The organism is Candidatus Zixiibacteriota bacterium (genome assembly GCA_017999435.1).
Lineage (GTDB): Bacteria > Zixibacteria > MSB-5A5 > GN15 > FEB-12 > JAGNLV01.
On record JAGNLV010000003.1, the window covers coordinates 355,421 to 379,234 of the forward strand.

A 23,814-nucleotide genomic window follows, 5' to 3' on the forward strand; every position below is an offset into this window, starting at 1 on the left:
CGGTCCGGAGTTGATTGAGGAGGATTGTATGCGCGCTCTGTGGAACCGTCTGAGCGGCCGGGTGCCGCTGGTGCTGTTGTCGCTCGTCGCCGTCATCGCCCTTGCCACCACCCTGACCCTGTGGGCCCAGTTGCAGACCGATGACCGGAACGTTCGGGTCAAAGATTTCCGCCCCCAGGAGACGACCGATCGGCGCACGAATGTCACAATCACGTTTTCCGCCGACCTCGTTTCCCCGGACAGCCTGAACCGGCCGGTCGCCGCGCCGCCGGTGAGTTTCGAGCCGCCCCTGGCCGGCGCCGCCCGGTGGATTGAACCGGCGGTGCTGCGATTCTTTCCGGAGTCTCCCCTGGCCCCGGCCACCGCGTACACCGCGACCGTCGCCTCCGACCTCGCCTGGCGCGACGGCCGCCGGATCGCCGAGAAGCGCACGTTCTCGTTCCGCACCGACCCCCTCAGCATCATGGGGGTCTCCTCCTACACCATGCCGGCCGAGGATCGGCCCGGCCATGTCCGCGTTCACGTCGACCTGCGTTTCAACTACCCAATCTTCATTGAGGATCTCACCGAACGGCTGACGATCGAAGGGAAGAAGAACGCCGAGGCGGGCCGGCTCTCGTTCAGCCTGCTTGATGTCATCAATACCCAGACCGCCGGGCGGAGCGGTGCGGGCGACGAATCCGGCGGTCCGGCCACCGCCGACATCATCTCGCTCGCCACCGATCCCGTGCCCGCCTCCGACTCCGAGCAGGTCTACCTGGTCACGATCAGAGCCGGCGTCGACTGCCCGAACTGCGGCCGTCCCCTGGAGCGCGACCACACGGGCGACCTCGTCGTGCCGCCCCGGGAGCGCCTGGTCGTGCACGAGGTGGGGACGTACACGGAAGGGATCCGGCCGCTGGTCTACCTTTCCTTCTCAACCATGATTGCGACCGACCGGGTCGAGGATTTTGTCGCGGTCGAGCCCGCGGTCGACTTCCGCGCCGAGACCCGCTTCAACCAGATCCTCCTGACCGGCGCTTTCACGCCCGGCGAAACCTACACCGTCAGCGTCGCCTCCGGCCTCCGGTCGCAGGCGGGCGCCGTTCTGGCCGACGACTTCTCCGGCCGCGTCACCATCCAGGACATCCCCCCCACCGTGCTGTTCCGCTCGGAGGGCATCTACCTTCCGAGAGAGAATTCCGGACTTCTGGAAATCGAGACGATCAACGTTGATTCCCTCGCGGTCGAGATCGAGCACATCTTTGCGAACAATCTCGTCTATGCCCTGGCCGGGGGTCAGGCCGATCCGTTTGAGCGGGGCGCGGCCGACATCCGCGCTGTCGGCCGCACCTTCTTCACCGCTCGGCACGCCGTGCCGGAGCGGAAGAACGAGAAGGTCCCCACGACTGTCGACGTCGCCGGCATCGTCGGCGACACCGCGCGCGGCATCTACAAGATCAGCGCGTACAGCCCGACCTCGCGGTGGGTCCGCGACTCCCGCCTCGCCCTGCTCACCGACCTCGGCCTCATCGCCCGCCTCTCGGAGGATTACCTCGTGGTCTGGGTCAACCGCCTCTCGACGGTCGAGCCGGTTCGGGGGGCCGAAGTCCGCCTGTACAGCCGGAACAACCAGCTCCTGCTCCAGGGCCGGACGGATTCCCGGGGCGCGGCGGTTTTCGAGAAGATCGTCGAGCAGACGGCCGGGTTTGAACCGTACGTCATCACCGTCGAATACGAGGGTGACCTCTCCTATCTTCGCTTCGCCGAAACCGGCCTTGACCTGACCGACTTCGAGGTCAAGGGCCGGCCCCTGCTCACCCGGGGTTACGAGGCGTTCGTCTACACCGACCGGGGCGTTTACCGTCCGGGGGAGACAACGCACGTGGCGGTCCTCGTGCGCGCCCCCGGGGGCGCGGTCCCCGCCGACTTTCCCTATTTCCTGAACATCAAAGACCCGACCGGCCGCGATTTTCAGACTGTCCGCCTCACCACCGGCCGCAGCGCGTTCGCCGCCACCGATCTGGCTCTCCCCGAATACGCCCGCACCGGCAAGTACACCGCCATCGCACGCATCGGCGACGACCTCGAGATCGGCCGCACCGATTTCCAGGTCGAGGAATTCGTGCCCGACCGGATCAAGGTGTCGGTCGAAACGGCCCGGGCGGCCTACACGGTCGGCGAGAACATCCCGATCAACGTCGCCGCCGAGTTCCTCTTCGGCTCCCCCGCCGCCAACCACGCCGTGGCCGGCCGCGTGCAGATCGAGCCGCACACTTTCGTCCCCTCGGGTTACAGCAAGTACAGTTTCGCCGACTCGCAGCGGAAATTCATGCCGCGCACGGACAATCTTCCCGACGCGGCGCTGGACGGCGACGGCCGGCACACGTACAGCTACACCGTGCCGCGCGACCTCACGCCCCCGTCCGCTCTCCGGGCGCTCATCGGCGCCTTCGTCTCCGAGCAGGGCGGCCGCGCCGTCAGTGGGTACCGCGAGGTGATCATCAACCCGTACCCGCGCTACGTGGGGGTGCGGCTGGATCTTGAAGGGTACGCAACGCCGGGCGAGCCGTTCGCCGCGCGCGTCATCGCCCTCAACCCCGAGGGCCGGCCCGTGCCGCTCGCGGCCGCCGAGGCCCGCCTGTACCGCGTCACCTGGAACACCGTGCTCACCCGCGATTCGCAGGGACGCTACCGCTACAAGTCTGAGCGCGATGAGACGCTCCTTCAGACGCAGACGGTCGCCCTGGCGGATTCCGGGGCTGTCGTCTCCTTCACCCCCGACACCCACGGCGAATTCCGCCTCGTGATCGCCGACCCGTCGGGCGGCCATTCGGCTGACGTCTCCCTCTACGCGTCAGGCTGGGGGTACGCCCCGTGGTCGATGGAGGAACCGGAGCGCATCGAGATCGGTCTGGACAAGACGGTCTACCGGCCCGGCGAGGACGCGGTCGTACAGATCCGCGCCCCCTTCGGCGGCACGCTCCTGGTCACGGTGGAGAAGGAGACGGTGCACGAGTCGTTTGTCATGGCCATGCCGGACAACACGGCCGAGGTCCGCCTCCGGGTCAAGGACGGGTATTTTCCGAACGCCTACGTCACGGCCACGGTGTTGAAGAAGGCCGCCGAGGTTGACCGCTCGGCACCGGCCCGCGCTTTCGGCATCGCCCCGCTCTTCCTGCAGAAATCCGAGCGCGATCTTAACATCGCTCTCGAGGCCCCCGAGGTCATGCAGCCCCACCGCACCATGACCGTCGGCGTCCGTGTCGGCGTCCCCGGCCCGACTCAGCTCACGCTCGCGGTCGTCGATGCCGGCATTCTCCAGTTGACCGGTTTCGCCGCCCCCGACCCGCTGGAATTCTTCTACGGCCAGCGCGCCCCGTCGCTGCGGCCTTACGACATCTACTCCTTCCTCTACCCCAACATACAGGCCGCGGAGAGCCACCTGGCGCCCGGGGGCGACCGTTTCTTCGAGGCCGCCCGCCGCCGCCACCTCAACCCGTTCGCCGCCGGCCGCGTCCAACCGGTCGCACTCTGGTCGGGGCTGGTGACGACCGACGCTTCCGGCCGCGCCTCGATCGATTTCCGCCTCCCCGCCTTCAACGGCCGGCTCGTGCTCATGGCCGTGGCCGCACAGGGCAACCGTTTCGGCTCCGCCGTGCGCGAAGTCACTGTCCGCGAAAACCTCATCGTGCAGGAGAGCTTCCCGCGCTTCGTCAGCCCGAACGACGTGGTCACCGGTCTCGTCACCGTGTTCAATCACACCGGCGACTCGGGCGAGGTGACCGTGGAGCTTGAACTGGACGGTCCGGCCGAAGCGGTCGGCGACAAAGCCCGGACGATCGCGCTGGCCGACGGCGCCGAGGGTTCGGTGGCCTTCACGTTCAAGGCCGGCGTCGTGCCTGGTCCCATCGCTGTCCGCATCCGCGCAACCGCCGGCGCCGACCAGACGGAGGCAGCCTTCCAGTTGCCCAACCGTCCCGCCCGCCCGCTCTCCACCCGCTATGGCGCGGGCGTCGTCACCGACACCGCCGCCGCCCGCATCGTACCGCCGGCCGATGTGATCCCGCGCACCGCCCGGTTCACCCTCCAGACGTCGTCGCTGAACGCCCTTCAGTTCCGCCGCCAGATCGAGTACCTCCTCTCCTACCCGTATGGGTGCGTTGAACAGACTACCTCGCGGGTGTTCCCGCTCCTGTATTTCGAGTCTCTGGCGCGTTTCGTCAGTCCCGAACTGCTCGGCGGGAACGCCCCCGACTACTTCGTGCAGGAGGGGATTCGGCGGCTGGGGGCGATGATGCGGGCGGACGGCACGTTCAGCTTCTGGCCCGGCGGCGGCCCGCCTTCGCCCTGGACGAGCGTGTACGCCGGACACTTCCTGCTGGAGGCCCGACAGGCGGGGTTCGTGGTCGAGGACGATCTCTACGAGGCGGTGCGCAAGCGCCTCCTGGCGTGGGCGCGCGGCCGCGACCTGACCGACGCCGATGCCGAGATCCGCGTCTACGCGGCCTACGCGCTCGCCTCCACCGACCAGCTCGACCGCAAGATTCTCAACGAACTGCGCCAGATTCCGATCGCGCCGCTGTCGCTGCAGGCGAAGTTCCACCTGGCCGGCGCGCTCGCCCTCGCCGGCGACCGCACCGCCGCCTTCGCCATCATCGACCCGATCGAGATCCAGCCGGCCGTTTTTCCCCCCGAAACCGGGGGCACCCTTGCCTCCGGCACGCGGACGAGCGCGGTCATGCTCGATGTCCTCGCGCGCCTCGACCCGGACAACCCCTCGGCGGCTGTGCTCGCCCGCGATCTGACCGAGAGCGCCCGAGTCGGACGGTGGTACACGACCCAAGAGAGCGCCTTTGCGCTCATGGCGCTCGGCCGCTACCTCGGGTCGCGCCCGGCCGCTGATTTCACCGGCCGCGTCGCCCTGGCCGGCGACTCCGCCTACACCTTCGATGAAACCGGCCTGAGCCTCACGCGCGAGAATTTCCTCGGCCGCGAGGTCACGATCAGCATCGACGGCGCCGGTCCGTGCTACTACTACTGGCAGCTTTCCGGCGTGTCGACTTCTCCCGCGGTCGAAGAATTCGCCCGCGGGATCCGGGTGGCCCGCGAGTATCTCGATGCCGACGGCAACCCGCTCGAACTCGACAGCGTCCGCCTCGGCGACCAGGTCATCTGCCGCATCGAAGCGATCGCCGAGCGGGACAATCTCTCCCACGTCGCGATCAACGATCTCCTCCCCGCCGGATTCGCCGTCGAGAACCCGCGTCTGAAGACGACCCCGCGCCTCGCCTGGATCCCCCGCGAGAGCGCCGCCATCGGCAACTCCGACATTCGCGATGACCGCGTCCTGCTGTTTGTCGACCTCAACCCGAAGACCGCGGTTGTCTATCATTACTCGCTCCGCGCTGTCGCCGCCGGCGAATTCCAGGTTCCCCCCATCGCCGCCGAGTGCATGTACAACCCGGTGATCGCAGGCGCCTCCGGCAGCGGCGTGCTCACCGTGCGCCGCCCGGGCGGAGACGGGAGGTAGCGGAGGACCCGATGCCCTTCCGTGCGCCGCGCCGAAAGGTGAAGCTGGCGGCGGCGAGTCTCGCGCTCGCCCTCGCCCTGCTGGCCGCGCTCGACCGGTTCGTCTTTCCCCTCCCGGTCGAGCGCCTGTCCCGGCCGCACGCCCGGTTCGTTTACAGCCGCGACCGTGTTCTCCTGGCGAGCTTCACCTCGCGCGATTCGTTCTGGCGCGCGCCGGTCCCGTACAACGGCCTCTCGCCGCGCCTGATCGAGAGCGTTTTGGCGGTCGAGGACCGCTGGTTTCGCCGGCACCCGGGGGTCAACCCGGTCGCCCTGCTGGGGGCGGCGTGGGACAACCTGCGCGCCGGGCGGGTTGTCCGCGGCGGCTCCACCATCACCATGCAGATCGCCCGCATGATGGAGCCGAAAGAGCGGACGGTTGGCGGGAAGGTCATCGAGATGCTCCGCGCCGTCCAGCTCGAGGAGCACTACTGCAAAGACGAACTCCTCGAGATCTACTTCAATCTCGTACCGTACGGGGGCAACATCGAGGGAGTCGGCGCCGCGGCCCACTTCTACTTCGACAAACCGGCCGACCGCCTCACCTGGTCGGAGGCGGCGATCCTGACGGCCATTCCGGCCTCGCCCAACACCTACCGTCCCGACCTCCACCCCGAGCAGTGCCGGGCGCGGCGGGATTTGATTCTCCGCCGGCTGCACGCGCGGGGGGTGATCGACGCGGCCGAACTTGCCCGGGTGCTGACCGAAGAAATCCCCCCCGGGCGGCAGGAGCGGCCTTTCGTCGCCCCGCACTTCTGTCAGATGCTCGCCACCGCCTGCCCGGACTCGGCCGTGCTGCGCAGCACGCTCGATTTCGACACCCAGCTGCTGTGCGAGCGGCTCGCCGCCCGCTTCCACGGTTTCCTCGCTCCCCGCGGCATCCACAATCTCGCGATTGTGGTGCTCGACAACACCGACGGCAGCGTCCTGGCCCTGGTCGGTTCGCCCGATTTCACCGACCGGGCCCACCACGGCCAGGTCAACGGCGCCGTCGCCCGCCGCTCCCCCGGCTCCGCCCTCAAACCGTTCGTCTACGCGCTCGGCTTCGACGACGGCCTGATCACGCCCCGGTCTCTGCTCGACGACATCCCGGTCGCCTACGCCGGCTACTCCCCCGAGAGCTATGACGAGCAGTATCACGGCGTGGTCTCGGCGAGCAACGCGCTCGTCAATTCGTTCAATGTGCCGGCGGTCAACCTCGCCTACCAGGTGGGCCTCCGGCGCGTCCACGCCCTTCTCAACGACGGCGGCCTCGGTTTGAACCGGAAGTACTATGAGTACGGCCTGCCGCTCGTTCTCGGCGCCTGCGAGGTGTCGCTGCTGGACCTGGCCGCCCTCTACTCGTCGTTCGCGCGGGGCGGGCGGCTGCTTCCGCCTTCCCTGCTTGCGGCCGATTCAGCCGCAGCCGGGAAACCGCTGGTCTCTCCCGAGGCGGCGTGGCTCACGACGACCGTCCTCGCCGACCTCCAGCGGCCCGACTTCCCCGCCTCGTGGGAATTCACCCGCGACCGCCCCGCTGTCGCCTGGAAAACCGGCACGTCGTACGGGCGGAAGGACGCCTGGGCGATCGGTTATAACCCGTGCTACACGGTGGGCGTCTGGACCGGCAATTTCTCCGGCGCGGGGTCGCCCTACCTGGTCGGGGCCGAGACCGCCGCGCCGCTCATGTTCGAGATTTTCGACGCCCTCATGCGCGGCCGGGAACCGACCTGGTTCGCCCGGCCGGCCGGGATCGAACTGCGCGAGGTCTGCGCCGTCTCCGGGATGCCGGCATCGGCCGACTGTCCGGCGACCGTAACCGATTTCGCCATCCGTGACCGCTCGCCGGTGCGGACGTGCACGCTGCACCGCCGGGTGCTCGTGGACCACGCCACGGGGCACGCCCTCTGCCGCGCCTGCGCGGTCGGCCGCGCGGTCGACACCGTGACTTTCGAGGAATGGCCCGCGCGGGTGACCGGCTGGCTTTTGACCACCAGCGCCGCCCGGCCCATCCCCGATCACAACCCGCAGTGCACCGGCCTCATCCAGACCGACCACCCGGTCATCGCTTCTCCGGAGTCCGACCGGGTGTATGAACTTCGGCCGCACGTCCCAAGGCAGTACCAGAAAATCCCGTTCCGCGCCTCCATCGCCCACACCGGCCGCCGTATCCACTGGTTCCTCGATCACGAGTTGTTCGCCACCAGCGCGCCGGGCGACGACGTCTTTTATGACCCTGAGCCGGGCCCGCACACCCTGATGGTGGTCGACGACTTCGGCCGCTCCAGCACCGTCTCCTTTGTTGTCCAGTAAGTTGCCGGCCCCTGACAGATCCTGCGCCGGGGCCGGCGAACAAACGAAGAACTTGGCATGTTCCGATTCCGACATATATTACGGACAGCAGGATGAGTTATCCGCCGACGAGAGGTGAGGCAGTAAGGTTCGCTATGAGAGCCCGGCTTATAACGGCGCTGATTTTCGGAATGGTGCTGGGCGGTGGCCCGGCATCCGAGGCCGCCACTTTCCGCGTCCCCGCCGACTACCACACCATCCAGGGCGCTATCGACGCCGCCGACGGCGAGGATACGGTGCTGGTATCCGACGGCGTCTGGACCGGTCCCGGCAATTACGATCTGGTCGTCCCCGGCACCACGATTGTCATCGCATCGGTCCACGGCCCGGCGGTCACGATCATCGATTGCGCGGGAGCCGACTTTCTCGACCACCGCGCGTTCGATCTCGGGAGCGGCGGGCTCGGCGCGGGGCGCGACAACACGTTCGCGCTGCGCGGGTTCACGATCCGCAACGGGGTCGCGGCCGGCGGCGGCGGCGCGCTCGTCGGCGACCGCTGGCGCCTCGACATCGAATACTGCATTTTCGAAAGCAACCGCGCCGTCGACGGCGGCGCCGTCTCTTGCGACTCCTGCCGGGTCGATATCCGCACCTCGCGCTTCCGCTACAACCTCGCCGAGCGCGGCGGGGGCGCGCTGTACGGCGTGGGCGGGGGCGTCATCAGCGGCTGTCGGTTTGATCTCAACCGCGCCGAGACCGGCGGCGCGCTCGCCGATTTCCGCGACCTTACTTTCCTCGACTGTGTGTTCCAGCAGAATGAGGCCCGCTACGGCGCCGCCCTGCGGCCCCTGCCGGCCGACAGCGTCTCGTTCGCGGCCTCGGGAACCACCTTCAGCCGCAACCGCGGCGACGCCGCTGTTTTCATCGCCTACGGCGCGGCCGACCTCTCCCACTGCACTTTCGCCGAGAACGACGGGGGCCTGGCGCTCACCGCCGCCGCTCCGATCCTGACCGACTGCATCCTGGCCGACAACGCCGGGAAACCGGTTGTTTGTTTCGACCCGATGCCCGGCCGCACGAGCGACCCCTTCCTCAGTTACTGCTGCGTTTCGGATTCGGGCCTGGATCTCCCCGGGTGCGCGGTGTCCTTCTTCACCATGCCGAACAACCTCATCGCCGACCCGATGTTCTGCTACCTCACTCCCGATGACTACCGGCTCGAGGCGGGATCCCCGTGCGTCGGGGCCGCCTCCGACGGCGGCAACATGGGCGCGGCCCCGACCGGCTGCTCCGCCACCGACGTGGGCAGCGATCCCGATCCCCCTCTCGCCGCCGCATTCCGCCTCGATCAGAACTGGCCGAATCCGTTCAATCCGTCGACCGCCATCGGCTACACCCTTCCCCAGTCCTCGCACGTGCGGCTCGTCGTTTATGACGTCCTCGGGCGGGTGGTTCGGGTGCTCGTCGATGCCCACCGGCCGGCCGGCGCCCACACGGCGGAGTGGGACGGTCTGACGTCCTCCGGCGCACCGGCCGCCAGCGGTGTCTACGTCTACCGGTTCACCGCCGGGCCACTGTCGGCATCGAAGAAGATGCTCCTCCTGAGATAGCCTGACGGTCTGCCCTCTCCCTGCCGTTGACCCGGCCCTTCCCCCTGCGGTCTGGCCGCCGGCCGCTTCGCTCCCGACCCTGGACCGTGCCTGCCGCATTGTGCCGCAGCCTCCGGGCCTGACCCGCTTTGACAACGACGTCGACCGGGGCAATTGGAGTTTTGGCCGATTTTCCTTGAGTACCCCGGAATTCCCGACAAGTGGGGTCCGTCGGCGGGGGAGGAGCCTCCAACAGGATATTAAAGGTTGACGAGGTAGATTAAGTCCGAAGGCGCAGCTGATGCATCTTCACCGGCGTGTAGCCGTATTTCATTATGTGTGAGATACTTAATAAATCTCTCTGCTGATTGAATCTTTCTCCCTGTTATTTTCTTCAGCATTCCTACCGATACTTCTTGACAAAAGAGAGATATGATGGTAGTATTTCTCCACAATGTTAACGTGCCCAAGACGATGTGAAATATTTCACATAACCGGTCCCGCGGCCTGGAGGCTGCCGACAACCGAAGGATGACATCATGTCCATGAACAGACGCGCCTTTCTCGGCGTCGCCGCCACCGGCTCGGCCGCCCTGCTCCTCGGCCGACAACCTGCCTCCGCCGACACGATCGAATCCGCCGATTTCTCCAACAGCCGCGGCGTGCTCGTCGATACGGTCGCCTGCATCGGCTGCCGCAAGTGCGAGGCCGCGTGCAATGAGGCGAACCGGCTGACCTCGCGGAGCGCGGAGACATTTGAAGATAAAACGGTGCTCGAACAGCACCGCCGTCCCGACGCCCGCGCCTTCACCGTCATCAACCGCTTCTCCGATCCTGCCCGGCCGGCCGAACCGTACACGATGAAAGTGCAGTGCATGCACTGCAATCGTCCCGCCTGCGTCTCGGCCTGCATAGTCGGCGCTCTCCGGAAGACGCCGGAAGGCCCGGTCATTTACGACGCCTGGAAATGCATCGGCTGCCGCTACTGCATGGTGGCCTGCCCCTTCCAGATCCCTGCCTACGAGTATGAGAAGGCTCTCGATCCTCAGGTTCGCAAGTGCACGTTCTGCTACGAGCGCATCACGGCCGAGGGGAAGCTGCCGGCTTGCGTGGAGATCTGCCCGAACGAGGCCCTCACCTACGGCCGGCGCGACGAGCTGATCGCCCTCGCCCGTACCCGGATCAAGGCCTATCCCGACCGCTATGTCAACCACGTCTACGGCGAGTTCGAGGCCGGCGGCACCTCCTGGCTCTACCTGTCGCCGACCGACTTCGCCTCCACCGAGCTTCCCCGGCTGTCCCATGACCCGATCCCGGAGCGCACCGAGAAGATCCAGCACGGCATCTTCAAGTCGTTCGTCCCGCCGCTCGCGCTCTACGGCCTGCTCGGGCTCATCATGCACTCGCTACGCAATGGCCGGAGCAGCCAGGCCGACCGGGAGGTGAAGTCATGACCGCCGCCTTTCCCGTCCCGATCCGGACCCGGTTCTTCACCCCCGGCACCAAAGTCCTCTTCGGGCTGATGGTCGCGGGTCTGGCCGCCTACGCCTACCGTCTGATCGCCGGCATCGGCGCGGCCACCAACCTCAACGACCAGTATCCCTGGGGCATCTGGATCGCCATCGACGTCGCCTCCGGGGTGGCGCTGGCCGCCGGCGGCTTCACCACCGCCGCCCTGGCCGACATCTTCCACCGCGAGGAGTACCACGTCATCACCCGCCCGGCCCTGCTGACCGCCATGCTCGGCTACACCTTCGTCGTCATCGGGCTGCTCGCCGACCTCGGCCGCTACTACAACGTCTGGCACCCCATGCTCCCCGAGATGTGGCAGGGGAATTCGGTTCTGTTCGAGGTCGGCATGTGCGTGATGATCTACCTGAGCGTCCTCTACATCGAATTCCTCCCCATCGTCGTCGAACGCTTCAAGGGGCGCGTGCGCCTGCCGGGCCCGTTCCGCGTGCTCAACCGGGTCACCGAATCCTGGCTTGAACTGGCCGAGAAATACCTCCCCCGCTTCATCTTCTTCTTCATCATCGCCGGGGTCGTCCTCTCCTGCCTCCACCAGTCGTCGCTCGGCACCCTCATGGTAATCGCGCCGACCAAGCTTCACCCGCTGTGGTACACCCCGATTTCGCCGCTGCTGTTTTTGCTCTCGGCCATCTCGGTCGGGTTCCCCATGGTCATTTTCGAGTCGATCCTCGCCAGCCGCTCGTTCAAGCTCCCGCCCGAGACGCAAGTCCTGTCGTCGATCGCCCGCTATACCCCGATCATCCTCGGCGTGTACCTCGCCCTGAAGATCGGCGACATCACGCTGCGCGACGCCTGGCCGTACGTCTGGGCGTTTTCCAACGAATCGTTCTTCTGGCTCGCCGAGATCCTCTTCGGCGTGGTCGCCCCGATCGCCATTCTCGCCGGCGAGAAGCGCCGGGCCTCGGTCCGCTGGCTCTTCCTCGGGGCCTCGCTGGTCGTCGGCGGCGTCGTCCTCAACCGCCTGAACGTCTTCCTCGTCGGCTACGAGCCGCTCTACCCGCAGGGGACGTACTTCCCGTCGATTTTCGAAATCATGGTCACCGTCGGCCTCATCTCCGCGCTCGTGCTCGTCTACCGCTGGATCGTCATCACCTTCCCCGTCATCTCCGTTCCGCTCCACGCCGTGCCGGAGCACGCGCGCGCCGCCGAGGGCGCCCGACCCAACCTGAAGGGAGCGAAGTGATGAGACCTCTCGTGCGCTTCGTCGGTGCGGCGGTCGTGCTCGCGATCGGGCTTGCGGCCGACCCGGCTGCCGGTCAGGCGCGAAAGCCGCAGAACATCCACGACAACATTGCCGATGCCACCAACCTCGACTGCACCCAGTGCCATGATTGCGCCGAGCCGCGCCCGGGCAGCTCCTGCCTGAAGCCCTGCCCCTCGCACACCATGACTCACATGACGGCCAAGCACCAGTTGTCCGAAGCCCCTGAGACGCTGCTGCTGGACCGGCTGGCCGCGCAGTATCGCCCGGTCACGTTCAACCACAAGCGCCATGCGTCCATGGCGGAGATGGGGAACGACTGCGCCACCTGCCACCACTTCAGCCCGCCCGGGCGCATCCCCCCCTGCGCGGAATGCCACGGCGAGGAGAGTACCGCCGCCAACCTCCGCCAGCCCAGCCTCAAGGGAGCTTACCACCGCCAGTGCCTCTCCTGTCACCGCGAATGGAGCCACGACACCAAGTGCGTCGTTTGCCACCTGCCCGCGGACCTGGCGGGGGTACCCGCCGACCGCGTCGACTCCACCGACATCATGGGCGTCCCCCACCCTATCATCACCGTGCCCGAGAAGCGCGTCTACCAGACGCCTTACAGCGAGGGCCCCGTGGTCACGTTCTACCACGACGAGCATATTGATCTGTTCGACCTCGCCTGCGCCAACTGCCACAAAAAGGAAAACTGCTCGTACTGCCACGATCTGGAGCAGCCCGCGCGCTTCGCGAAATCGCAGGAGGAGGTTCACGGGATCTGCAACGACTGCCACCGGGACGACCCCTGCCGGCGCTGCCACGACACCTCCGAACGCCCCGGTTTCAGCCACCAGGCTACCGGTTTCACGCTCAGCGGCCACCACCGCGACCTGAACTGCCGCGCCTGCCACCCGACCGGGAAACGCATCAGCCGCATCAGCCGCGAGTGCATCGCCTGCCACGCCGGCTGGAAAGCGGGGACCTTCAGCCACACGATCACCGGGCTGCAGCTCGATGCAACCCACGCCGACTTCGACTGCGAGGCGTGCCACCTTGATTTCGCCTACGACGAAAAGCCGGACTGCTCCACCTGCCACGACGACAACCGGACGCACCGGGAGGCGCCGCCGGGCGTCTATGTCAAGCCGGCCCGGGTGCAGAAGCCGTAAGGCCGTTGAGCAGAGCGCGACGGATAGACGACGGCCCTCCCGATCGGGAGGGCCGTGTTCTTTTGCCCCTGCGCGGATGTCCGTCCGCGTCCCGCCTGAGCGAAGCGCCCGCTCCCGTCAGGGAGCAGGCGCTTCTTAATAACAGACCGTAGTGGCTCGTCGGTCGAAGGCGTTACGGGCACGGCGTCGGCGCCGGACCGCCCCGGAAGAGGTAGCTGACCAGGAAGGTCAAATCGCTCACCTTGATCGCGCCGTCAACCACCAGATCGGCCTCCGGCGGACAGAGCGGCGCCGGGCCGCCCCGGAACAGGTAGGCGGTGAGGTAAGTCAGATCGCTGACCGCCAACGATCCGTCGTGCGTCACGTCGCCCCGCAGCGCACAGCACTGGTACGGGACATGGACCCGGTACCCGTAGCCGTCCGGATCGCCCACGTGGTTGCCGGAGTTGTCGCTCACGCCCGCGGCCGGGTTGTTCGAAGCGCTCGTCGTTGTCACCCAGTCGTTCCAGGCGGAGGGATTCCAGTTGTCGAAGCCGAACCGGAATGTGGCCGTGATCGGGTTGCCGCCCGTCGGATCCCACCACGAGACCCACCAGTCGGCGCCGACCTTGTGGAGCTGGTGCAGCCACCCGGCCGGCTCGAGCCAGTTCAGGTAGTAGCGCGGGATCGTGTCCAGGACCTTCACGTGGAAGTCGAACAGCCCGGTCGGATTCCCCGGCTTCACGTCGTACCAGTACGAGTTGGGATGGTTCGGGTTGGTCCCGCCCTGCGGCTCGCACTTCACGGTGTCGGCCCCGGAGGGCGGCTGCGGGCAAATAATGATCGCCCACTCGAGGATCGCGTGGACGGGCAGCCCCGGCTGCGGCGGCACCGGCGGCAGCGAGGGATCGAACGGATTCTGCCCGTAGAACGGGGCGATGTCGGCCGTCGCCGTCGGATAACCCGCCAACTCCATCGTGAACAGAGGCGCCCCGACAAACTGCTGACAGGCCGCCGGCATGACGTCGTAGCGGTCGTGGTGGATCGTCCCGTGCGGACCGGAGACGTTGGCCGCGTCGTTGTGCGCGCCGGCGCTGTGCGCCGACCCGGCCGGCGGTTCGCCCTCGTTGTTGTCGAAGTACGGATCCGAAATGCAGAACGCCGAGTCAAGCGGATCCGGGCACGTCCCCGCCACCGTCACATAGTGCCCGCCGATGCGCTCGCAGTACCCCGTCTGCATCTCCTGCCAGAACCCGATGAGCAGGATCACGTCCTGGCTCTCGAGCACCTGGTCGCGGATGAATTCATAGGGCACCGCGGGATCGAGCGGCATCACCACCATGGTATAGCGCGTACCCAACCCGACACTCGCCAACCAGTTCTGCGCCCCGGTCGCCAGGTTGAGCACGCTGGTCCCGCTGCTGCCGACGTTCGTCTGCGCATACAGCGCCAGCGAATCAACGAACGGCTTCACGTTGTTCGTGTCGTGGTCGTCCCATGCACCCGCCACCGGGTAAATGCCCACCAGCGGGTAGTTGTCGTTCCACGGCGGCGAGATCGGGCTTGGCGCAAACGGCCGCGGATCGACCGGGCTCGGCTCGAATTTCGAGTCGAACCACCAGAAGCAATTGGCCAGCGCGACCGGTCCGCAGTGGCTCCAGGCTCCCGACGGCGGATACCGCCAGTTGTCCTGCTTCTGATCGAAGTCCGGCATTCCATAGGGCGCATAGTCCTCGTAGGGGAGCTTGTAGTACTCGCAGGTGTCGATCGGCTGCACCGTATGCGGACAGATTACGAGCGCCTCGGTGATGACCGTATACACCTGGCCCCCGCCGTAGGGCGTCGGGTCGATATTCAGGTTCATGCCGTAGAAATTGTTCAGCGTCATGGCATCGGCCGGGTAGTTCACCACCTCGACCGGCCCCGTGAACCCGGGCGGGGTCGCGCTCATACATTGGTACGGGTCGTGCTGAATCTGGCTGTGCGGCCCGCTGATATTGTCGGCGTCGTTGTGCACGGTCCCGATGTGCGCGCTGCCCGCCGGCGGCTCGCCTTCGAGCGCATCCAGCCACGGATCCGAAATACACATCTGCCGCTGGGCCAAATCGGTGCACACCCCGGCCACCGTCACATAGTGGCTGCCTATATAGCTGGCGGCGGCGGCGCCGCGGTCCTCCCAGAAACTCAGCAGCAGAATGACATCCTGGCAGTCGAGAACCTGCCGCTGGATATATTCGAAAGTCGGCGCCAGCACCGCGGTGTCCCGGTACTGACCCGCGAGGCCGCGCACGGCCAGATAGTTCTTGAATCCGGTCTGCAGGTATCCGGGCTGTGTCCCGGTCCCGCCGACATTCGTCTGCACGTAGTTGGCCGCCAGGTCGGTGATGAACGGCTGGACGTTGGTCGGATCGTGGTCGTCGGTCGGAAGGTAGGCCGTCACCAGGGGATACCCGTCGTTGGGCGGCACCATGCCGAACGGCCGGGGATCCACCGGGTTGGGCTCGAACTTCGAATCGAACCACCACAGGCAGTTGGCCAGCGCCGCCGGGCCGTCATGCGACCACCTCCCGAGCTGATCGGTCCAGCCCGCCTGCTTCATGTCGAAGTCCGGCATCCCCTCCGGCGCGTAGTCGAGCTGCCGCGGCTTGTAGTAGTCGCAGGTGTCCGCCGACGCCGCCCCGCCGGTGATAACAAACGACAGGTCGAGCGATCCCTTGCAGGTGTGGATGATGAAGTTCGGCTCCATCTCGAGCATCTGGAAATTGAACCCCTGCACATCCACCGAGACCCACTCGGGGTTGTAGTCCGGTACTACCAGGTCGAAGATGTAGTGGCCCTGCAGATCCGGCTGGCTGATGACGATCTGCCGCTGAATGAACTGCCCTTCGTCCACCCCCGGCAACGGCGGGGTGGTCTCGCCCGTCGCCGACCAGGCCGGCGTCGACCAGTTCACCGCCACCGTCACCAGGCTCGGCATCGCCGGCATATACTTCCCGACCGTGAACTCGATGTGAATGTCTTTCTTCCGCGTCGAGTCGAACGGATCATCGTAGAACCAGATGTTGTACCAGTTGGTCTGCGGGTAGTAGTACCACCCCTGGCCGTAGGCCCCGACGCCGCCGCCGGTCACCAGTTGCCCCGCCGGATCCACCGTGATCCAGAACTGGTTCATCTTCGGCATGGCCGGCTCCCACATGTCAATCCAGTTCAGGTTCCCCCAGGTCGCCCACACGGCGTCGTCATTCCAGTGATCCTGCGTCGACTTCCACCCCCAGGTCGTGCCGGTCGGATCGGCGACGATGGCCGACACGTTCAGCCAGTAAATCGTCCCCGCCTCCTGCCAGAACCAGTCCGCCTCGGGCAGAAACACGTTGTACTGGAAGTAGGCCTGGTGGTCGTTGTAGAGCACCTCGCCGGTCAAGGGATCGTACCATCCCTCCATCGACGGCGGGTCTAACGGCTGGGCATCCCACTGCGTCACCTCCCGTTCCCACAGGGTCTCTCCCGGCATGCTGTACCCGGTCGGACTCTGGCTCGCCGGAATATCCGCGTGGATGCTCAGGACGAACGATACAATTTGCCCCTCGATCCCGTGCTTCCATGAGCCCCAGAAGTGGATGTCCTTCACCCAGCCCGTCTCGCTGCACTGCCAGTCATCGGCCAGAACGAGCGGCTGTGTGGCGTTCACATCCCATCCCGCCTCATCCGGAAGCTGGGGATAGTGCATCTTGTGCCCGTCGGCCGGCACCCAATCGGCGGCGGCCGGCCCGATCAAGACCGCCACCAAAAGAGTGAAACCCGCCAGACGGAGCAAGTGCGAATGCTTCATGCTTCCTCCACTGACATTCGTGACTGTACGATTCAGTTTTGCCGATATAGCGATTCCTGCTGACCGACCTCAGCGGATACGATGCCAAGCCGCGCGTGGAAGTTCTGCTCGACGGCGTCGTTCGACGATGTCACTTTAAGCAACAGCCATGCGTATCCGCTTTAATTAACGGGTTCTGACAGCACCTGTCAAGGTCTAATTCGCTCGCCGGGACAGGAGATGGATCCTTCACCCGGCCGGAGGTCGCCTCCGGGGACCGGGCGCACTGTCCGCGGTGCGCGTAACCCGCCGTGCGAGTCCATGTTGACTATCATCTTCCGCCCCCGGCGCCGCCGGCCCCCGCATTCCGGGCGCTGATTTTATGTTTGCGTCGGCCTACCCCAACCCCTATCGTGAAACCGGGAAAGAATGATGGGCCGATCCACGACGAGCGGGAGCAGCGTATGGCGGTGTATGCAAATGATCCTCTGAGCTTCGTCGGGATGCTGCGGCGCGGCGAACCGGCGCGAGCGGCGCGACCCTCGTAACCCCGTGTCTTCTGAAAGGAGATGGCTCATGAAGCAGTATGGTGCGGAGTTCATCGGAACGTTCTGGCTGGTTCTCGGGGGATGCGGTAGCGCCGTGCTGGCGGCCGCCTTTCCCGGCCTGGGTATCGGCCTTCTCGGCGTCGCCCTGGCCTTCGGACTGACAGTGCTGACGATGGCGTTCGCAATCGGCCACATTTCGGGCTGCCACCTCAACCCGGCTGTCTCGATCGGCCTTTGGGCCGGCGGACGATTCCCCGCCGGCAAGCTCTTGCCGTATATCGTGGCCCAGCTCCTGGGCGGGCTCCTCGCCGGCGGCATCCTCTATCTCATCGCCAGCGGCAAAGCCGGTTTCGACGTGGCGGCCGGGTTCGCCGCCAACGGCTACGGGGAGCACTCGCCGGGCGGCTATGCGTTGCCGGCGGCGCTGGTGAGCGAAGTTGTCATGACCGCCATGTTCCTCGTCGTCATCCTCGGCGCCACCGACAAACGCGCCCCCCAGGGGTTCGCTCCGATCGCGATCGGCCTGGCCCTCACCCTGATTCACCTGATCAGCATTCCTGTCACCAACACCTCGGTCAACCCCGCCCGCAGCACGGGCGTGGCCCTCTATGTCGGCGGCTGGGCCGTGCAACAGCTCTGGCTCTTCTGGGTAGCCCCGATCGCCGGCGCCCTGGTCGGAGCCGTCTGCTACCGTCTCATCGACAGGAGTCATACCTAGCGGCCGGCCCGGCCGGGCCGCACACACACACGAGGCAGCACTCACCAAACAAAGGATGGAACACATGATGAAGAAAGTCTCACGAATGGGGATCTTCCTCCTGCTGGCGCTCGCCGCGGCCGCCCCCGGGCGAGCCGCCGACCTCGCGGGCAAAACCAGCCTAGGAGTCAGGCTCCCGTTCGTCATCCCGCTGTTCGAGGGGAAGAACTTCCAGTACTATGAGTACCCCGGCCAGCGGCCGAGAAACATCCAGCCGTTCCTGTTGGGCTGGAATTTCGGGCTCGAACTGAAGTACGGTGTCTCCAACCGCGTCATGCTCGGACTCACCGGCAACTACTTCTATACCCACGACGATTCGACGACCGAGAGCGACGCGGGCAACCAGTTCCACACCAGCGAGCGCGCCCGGGCCAAGCTGAGCGCGCTGGCCTTCGGGCTCAACGCCTACTGGTACTTCCTCCCCGAGGCCCGGCTCCAGCCGTACCTCCTCGGCGGCGCCGGCATCGACCACTGGACCCTCACATCCACCGTCAACGAGGACTCGTCGCACAATTCGACGGATCTCAACCTCAAGATCGGCGCCGGCCTCATGGTCCCGCTCAACGACCAGTTCGCCGTCGACCTCCAGGCCAGGTACTCCCACAACGTCGTCGTCGTCTCCGAGGACTTCCCGATCGGGTTCTACGGTCAGGACACCTGGGGAAGCTACGATGACCGGCCGTTCCGCAGCTACCTGGAGCTCACGGTCGGACTCGCCTGCCTGTTCGGCGGCGAACCCGACACCGACGGCGACGGGGTGAAGGACTCGAAGGATCTCTGCCCCGGCACTCCGCTCGGCGTGGTGATCGACAAGGCGGGCTGTCCGCTCGACGGCGACGCGGACGGCGTGCCCGACTACCTCGACCAGTGCCCCGACACGCCCGCCGGCGTGGCGGTCGACGACAAGGGGTGCCCGCGCGACACCGACGGCGACGGCGTGGCGGACTACCTCGACAAGTGCGCCGACACTCCCGCCGGCTTCAAGGTCGACGCTGACGGCTGTCCGCTGGATGCCGACGGCGACGGGGTGGTCGACGAGAACGACAAGTGCCCCGACACCCCTGAGGGCGCTCCCGTGGACGCCGCGGGCTGTCCGCTCGATTCCGACAAGGACGGCGTGTTCGACTACCTCGACAAGTGCCCGGGCACGCCCGAGGCGATTCCGGTCGATGAAACGGGGTGTCCGAAGCTGATCAAGAAGGGAGAGAAGATCACTCTCCACATCAACTTCCCCACCAACTCGTTCGAGATCGACGAGGCGTCGAAGAGGACTCTCGACGGGGTGGCGCAGACGATGCTCTCGTTCCCGGATATCAAGATCCGCGCGGGCGGCTTCACCGACAACACCGGCAGCACCGGGCACAACCAGCGGCTGTCGGAGAACCGCGCCAAGGCGGTCACCGCCTACCTCGAGAGCAAGGGGGTACCGGCGGATCGGATGTCAGCGAAGGGTTTCGGCGAGGATCCCAAGTACTTCGTCGGCGACAACGCCACCGAGGAAGGGAAAGCCCTCAACCGGCGGGTGGAACTCGAATCAGTCGAGTGAGCACGACCGGTCGGTTTTGGAATGCGCGGAGGCGGCCGAACGGCCGCCTCCGTATTTCTTGGCCCCATCGCGGGGGACGACGCCGCCCGCCGCTTACCCAGGCGGCCTAGAGCGACCGCACCGCCCGCTCGTACGGCGTGAACCCGGGAATGCCCTTGTGCAGCGTGAGATCGGGCTTGTGAAAGGCCGGGTTGTCGTGAATCACCTTGAGCAGCTTGTCCCGCTCCTCCGGCGCCGCCAGGTGGGCGATCCCGACCGCCCGCTCCCCGAGCGACAGCCCGCGCGGATCGAACGCCCCGTACTCGGTGACCAGCACCACCTGGTCCGCCGGGATCGCCGTCGTGGTGATCCCCGAAGGGGAGCGGTCGACGATCTTGGAGATGCCCGCCCGCGTCGTCGACTTCAGCGCTATGATCGCCACCCCTCCGTCTGAGTACTGAGCCCCGCGGATAAAGTCGGCCTGCCCGCCGACCCCGCTGTAAATCTTGCGCGCGTCCAGCGAGTCCGCCCAGATGTTCCCGTGGAGGTCGACGCCGATCGCGCTGTTGACCGACACCATCCGCGGCTGCTCGGCGATCTGGAAGACGCTGTTGGTGTAATCGCTCGGCCGGATCTGCACCGAACTGTTGTAGTGGAGCCAGTCATACTGCGCCTGGCTCTCGGCGAGGAAGATCGACGACACCGCGAAATTGATCCGCGGCTTCCAGCGGTTGCTCACCGCTCCCGACTGGATCAGCCGGATCATCGCTCCCGCGAGCAGCTCCGTGTGGATCCCCAGGTTCCGGACGCCTTTGCGCAGCACGGCGTCGGTCACGGCCTCCGGCACTTCGCCGATGCCGTACTGGAGCGTCGACCCCGGTTCCGTCCCGGAGCCGTCGTGAATATAGAGCGCGGCGATGATCTCGCCGATCCGCCGCGCCCGGTCATCGGGCTCGCGGAACGGGCTGCGCGGCAGCTCGTAATCCGAATCGACGAGGAAATCGATATCCGCTTCCGGCAGCGTTGTCCCCACCACAAACGGCAACTTGCGGTTGCGCTCGGCGATGATCAGCCCGCCCTGGCGCTGAGCCGACCGAATCGCCCCCAGCGTCCCCTCCACGGTTGTCCCCAGACTGTAGTAGCCGCCGTTGTCCGGCCCCGCCACCGAGCAGAGCACGATGTTCGGCTTCACGACGTTCATCATGGTGCGCGGAATCTCCCGCAGGTGCATCGGATGATACTTCGCCCAGCCGTTATTGACCGCCTCCTTGGTCAGCCGGCTGTTGAAAATCACCCGGTGCGTCAACCCCTGGCATCGTTCCTCCGTGTAGAGCGCCGCGATCCGGTCGCCCAGGGGAAGCACGCAGTAGAGATCGATATCCCGGATCGCCGGATCGCGGGCCAACTGCCCGAGGATAACCTGCGGCGTGGCCGCGTTGCCGGCTGAGTAGATCACGCTTCCGGGTTTGAGAAAACTGGAGTTGATGACTTCTTCAACTTTCACGATTCGCATACAGACCTGCCAACACCTTCTTCTGCACGTTCATACTTAATCCCGGCCCCGGGGCATACCGGCGGCGGGCTTGTGAAAAATAACACAAGCCTGCCCGGGCCGCCACCCTTTTCTATCTGTCGGCGAAAATAAGGTCGGAACGAGAGCGCGCTCTCGCTCGATGGGTCGCCGCCGGGCTGCTTTGTCCCGACCGTGGCCACCCTGTCGCAGTCGAACCCGCCCGCCCTGCGCCGCTCAGCAGGCCGGCGGCGCCGGTCCGCCGCGGAAGACGTACGCAATCAGATACGTGATGTCAACCACCGTGATGTCGCCGTCGGCCGTCAAATCCGCTTCCTCCGGGCACGGCGGCACCGGTCCGCCGCGGAAGACGTAGGCGATCAGGTAAGTGATGTCCGCCACCGAGACCGGATTCATACCGCTGAATTTGTGGTCGACATTCCCCCGGTTCTCACAGCACTGACCGGAACTGAAATCCTGCCAGAACCCGGCGTGGACATTAACCCCGGTGGCGCTGGTCCAGCCTACGATCGGCTGGCCGATCGTGGCCGAGAACTGCAGCGCTCCGGCCGTGCCGCTGCCGCCCCCGCCTGCCATCACCTGCCAGTTGACCTGAGCCTCCGCGGGCTCCTGCCGCAAGGTCGGCTCCGCCGCCGCACTCGGCACCGGAGCGCTCTGACTCGGCGTCGTGACAACCTGAGGCACCGGCACACTGGTCTTCGCCGGTTTCCGCACCGCGGCCCCCGCGATGCCGGCGTAGGCCAGAATGCCGACCAGCGCCGCAACCGCAACCCTCACCACCGTTTGACGAGCGACCATTCTCATTGCGCACTCCTCTATCAGCGATCTGTCACGTTCGCAAGTAATCCAAGTGATCATTGAGCAGGACCGGAAGCTCGATTCCGTGTCGGTATGTCATGTCAGCCGATCGTCCTGCGTCTTTCCCGAACGGGCTGCCGTACCGAGGGTCTTCCGAATCGGGAACTCCTTGACAATATGCGCACTTTCCGGAAAAGGGCAACCGAAATCTTGCCGCCGTCGATAACCTCAGTCGCGCGGCAACCCGTCGCGCGCATTCCGCCGGCGTCCTCGGATGAATCCCGAGTCTTCTTGTCTCAAATCCCTCGTATGTCTTGGGTGCAGCCGCCGGGCGATCCTTTGGGCCGACCGCGCCCACCCGGCTTCACTTCATGCGGCATGTCGACAGCCCGCGCTTCTCCAGATACTGCTGGTGGTAATCCTCAGCCTTCCAAAACGATGAAATCGGTTCAATGGAAGTCGCAATAGGCCGCTCAAACCGGCCGCTTTTCTCCAATTCCTCCCTGGACTTGCGGGCCGCCGTCTCCTGCTCCGGCGTCTCGTAGAAAATCACTGAGCGGTACTGACTGCCGATATCCGGACCCTGTCGGTTCACCTGAGTCGGATCGTGGCAGTCCCAGAACACCCTCAGCAAGTCCTCATATGTTACTTCGGTCGGATCATACTCGACCTGAACCACCTCGGCGTGCCCGGTCGTGTCCGAGCAGACCTGCTTGTAGGTCGGGTAGACGGTATGCCCGCCGGCGTATCCGACGGCCGTCGCTCTGACCCCCTTGAGCTGCCGAAAGGCTGCCTCCACGCCCCAGAAACAACCCGCACCGAATGTTGCTTTCGCCATATCGCCTTTCTCCGTGGAATCCGTCGATTTCGCTGCAGCCGTCGAGCCGCTCGCATCCCCTGTCGGTGGCTCTTGTGCCGCCCACGAGACGGACCCGGCCGACAGTGCGGCGGTCAGGAGTACACCAATGAATACGGTCCTATGAGTCTTCACGACGGTTGCCTCTGCTTTCGGGGCGCCATTTCCGCGGCCCCGCTTTCTTCCCCCCCCACAATCACTCCGGCTCGGTCAGGTCGAGCGCCATCACGATCGAATGCCGGCTGTAGGGAAGCGGTCCAAACTCCGACGTATCCACGGGCATGAAACCGAGCGATCGATAGAGGTGGTTGGCCGCCTCCAGGCGCGGGCTGGTCGCCAGGATCAGCGTCTCGGCCCCCAGTTGAGCGGCGCGGGCGATCGCCGCCCGGCACAGCCGCCGGCCCACCCCCCGGCCCTGGAATTTCGGCGACACCCCCATCTTGGCCAGCTCGAACTTGCGCTCCGTGTGCTTGATGAGGGCGCAGGTTCCCGCGACGTCCTCGCCGATCAGGGCGAACAGCACGCACCCCCCCCGCCCGATTACCTCCCGCTGGGGATCGGCGAGCACGATACGGTCGTACGGCTCGACCGAGAAATAGCGCTCGAGCCATTCGTAGTTCAATGCGCGAAAATGCTCGCGGTATTTCGGCCGGTAGTCTTCAATCAGGATCTCCTCGGCCGAAGGTTTCTTGTGTTCCTCCGTCATCGTCCCGC

Annotated in this window: 13 protein-coding genes; 8 read left to right on the plus strand and 5 right to left on the minus strand. The window is 66.1% G+C overall.

Going from position 1 to position 23,814, the window contains the following annotated elements:
- Window positions 1-28 precede the first annotated feature (28 nt).
- From KA261_09570 to KA261_09595, 6 genes are all read left to right on the plus strand, one after another.
- Window positions 29-5,512, plus strand: a complete 5,484-nt coding sequence (locus KA261_09570) for a hypothetical protein (protein MBP7698046.1) — start codon at window positions 29-31, stop codon at window positions 5,510-5,512.
- An 11-nt stretch (window positions 5,513-5,523) separates the two neighbouring features.
- Entirely contained in the window at window positions 5,524-7,842 is a 2,319-nt protein-coding gene (gene pbpC / locus KA261_09575; protein ID MBP7698047.1) for a penicillin-binding protein 1C, read from the plus strand.
- Window positions 7,843-7,976: 134 nt separating this feature from the next.
- Window positions 7,977-9,431: a T9SS type A sorting domain-containing protein gene (locus tag KA261_09580; protein MBP7698048.1), complete on the plus strand. Its 1,455-nt coding sequence runs from the start codon at window positions 7,977-7,979 to the stop codon at window positions 9,429-9,431.
- Between the two features lie 524 nt (window positions 9,432-9,955).
- Window positions 9,956-10,864: a 4Fe-4S dicluster domain-containing protein gene (locus tag KA261_09585; GenBank protein MBP7698049.1), complete on the plus strand. Its 909-nt coding sequence runs from the start codon at window positions 9,956-9,958 to the stop codon at window positions 10,862-10,864.
- Window positions 10,861-12,123 carry a Ni/Fe-hydrogenase cytochrome b subunit gene (hybB, locus tag KA261_09590; GenBank protein ID MBP7698050.1) on the plus strand — a complete coding sequence of 421 codons (1,263 nt, stop codon included), beginning with the start codon at window positions 10,861-10,863 and terminating at the stop codon, window positions 12,121-12,123. The genes KA261_09585 and hybB overlap by 4 nt, the downstream gene beginning before the upstream one ends.
- Window positions 12,123-13,298 carry a hypothetical protein gene (locus KA261_09595; protein ID MBP7698051.1) on the plus strand — a complete coding sequence of 392 codons (1,176 nt, stop codon included), beginning with the start codon at window positions 12,123-12,125 and terminating at the stop codon, window positions 13,296-13,298. The genes hybB and KA261_09595 overlap by 1 nt, the downstream gene beginning before the upstream one ends.
- 172 nt (window positions 13,299-13,470) lie before the next feature.
- Here the strand turns inward: KA261_09595 and KA261_09600 are convergent, their stop codons facing one another.
- On the minus strand, window positions 13,471-17,106 hold the full coding sequence (locus KA261_09600; GenBank protein MBP7698052.1) for a hypothetical protein: 3,636 nt from the start codon (window positions 17,104-17,106) through the stop codon (window positions 13,471-13,473).
- A gap of 555 nt (window positions 17,107-17,661) precedes the next feature.
- Here KA261_09600 and aqpZ point away from each other — a divergent pair.
- The gene (gene aqpZ, locus KA261_09605; protein ID MBP7698053.1) at window positions 17,662-18,351 is read left to right on the plus strand and encodes an aquaporin Z; all 690 of its coding nucleotides are present in this window, start codon (window positions 17,662-17,664) and stop codon (window positions 18,349-18,351) included.
- Between the two features lie 64 nt (window positions 18,352-18,415).
- Window positions 18,416-19,936 (plus strand): OmpA family protein, encoded by a 1,521-nt coding sequence (locus tag KA261_09610; protein ID MBP7698054.1) that lies wholly within the window; start codon window positions 18,416-18,418, stop codon window positions 19,934-19,936.
- A gap of 106 nt (window positions 19,937-20,042) precedes the next feature.
- Here KA261_09610 and KA261_09615 read toward each other — a convergent pair whose 3' ends face one another.
- From KA261_09615 to KA261_09630, 4 genes are all read right to left on the minus strand, one after another.
- The gene (locus KA261_09615; GenBank protein ID MBP7698055.1) at window positions 20,043-21,428 is read right to left on the minus strand and encodes an acetyl-CoA hydrolase/transferase family protein; all 1,386 of its coding nucleotides are present in this window, start codon (window positions 21,426-21,428) and stop codon (window positions 20,043-20,045) included.
- Between the two features lie 234 nt (window positions 21,429-21,662).
- Window positions 21,663-22,250: a hypothetical protein gene (locus tag KA261_09620; GenBank protein ID MBP7698056.1), complete on the minus strand. Its 588-nt coding sequence runs from the start codon at window positions 22,248-22,250 to the stop codon at window positions 21,663-21,665.
- Between the two features lie 358 nt (window positions 22,251-22,608).
- Window positions 22,609-23,082, minus strand: a complete 474-nt coding sequence (msrA, locus tag KA261_09625) for a peptide-methionine (S)-S-oxide reductase MsrA (protein ID MBP7698057.1) — start codon at window positions 23,080-23,082, stop codon at window positions 22,609-22,611.
- A gap of 214 nt (window positions 23,083-23,296) precedes the next feature.
- Window positions 23,297-23,806: a GNAT family N-acetyltransferase gene (locus KA261_09630; GenBank protein MBP7698058.1), complete on the minus strand. Its 510-nt coding sequence runs from the start codon at window positions 23,804-23,806 to the stop codon at window positions 23,297-23,299.
- Window positions 23,807-23,814: the final 8 nt, after the last annotated feature.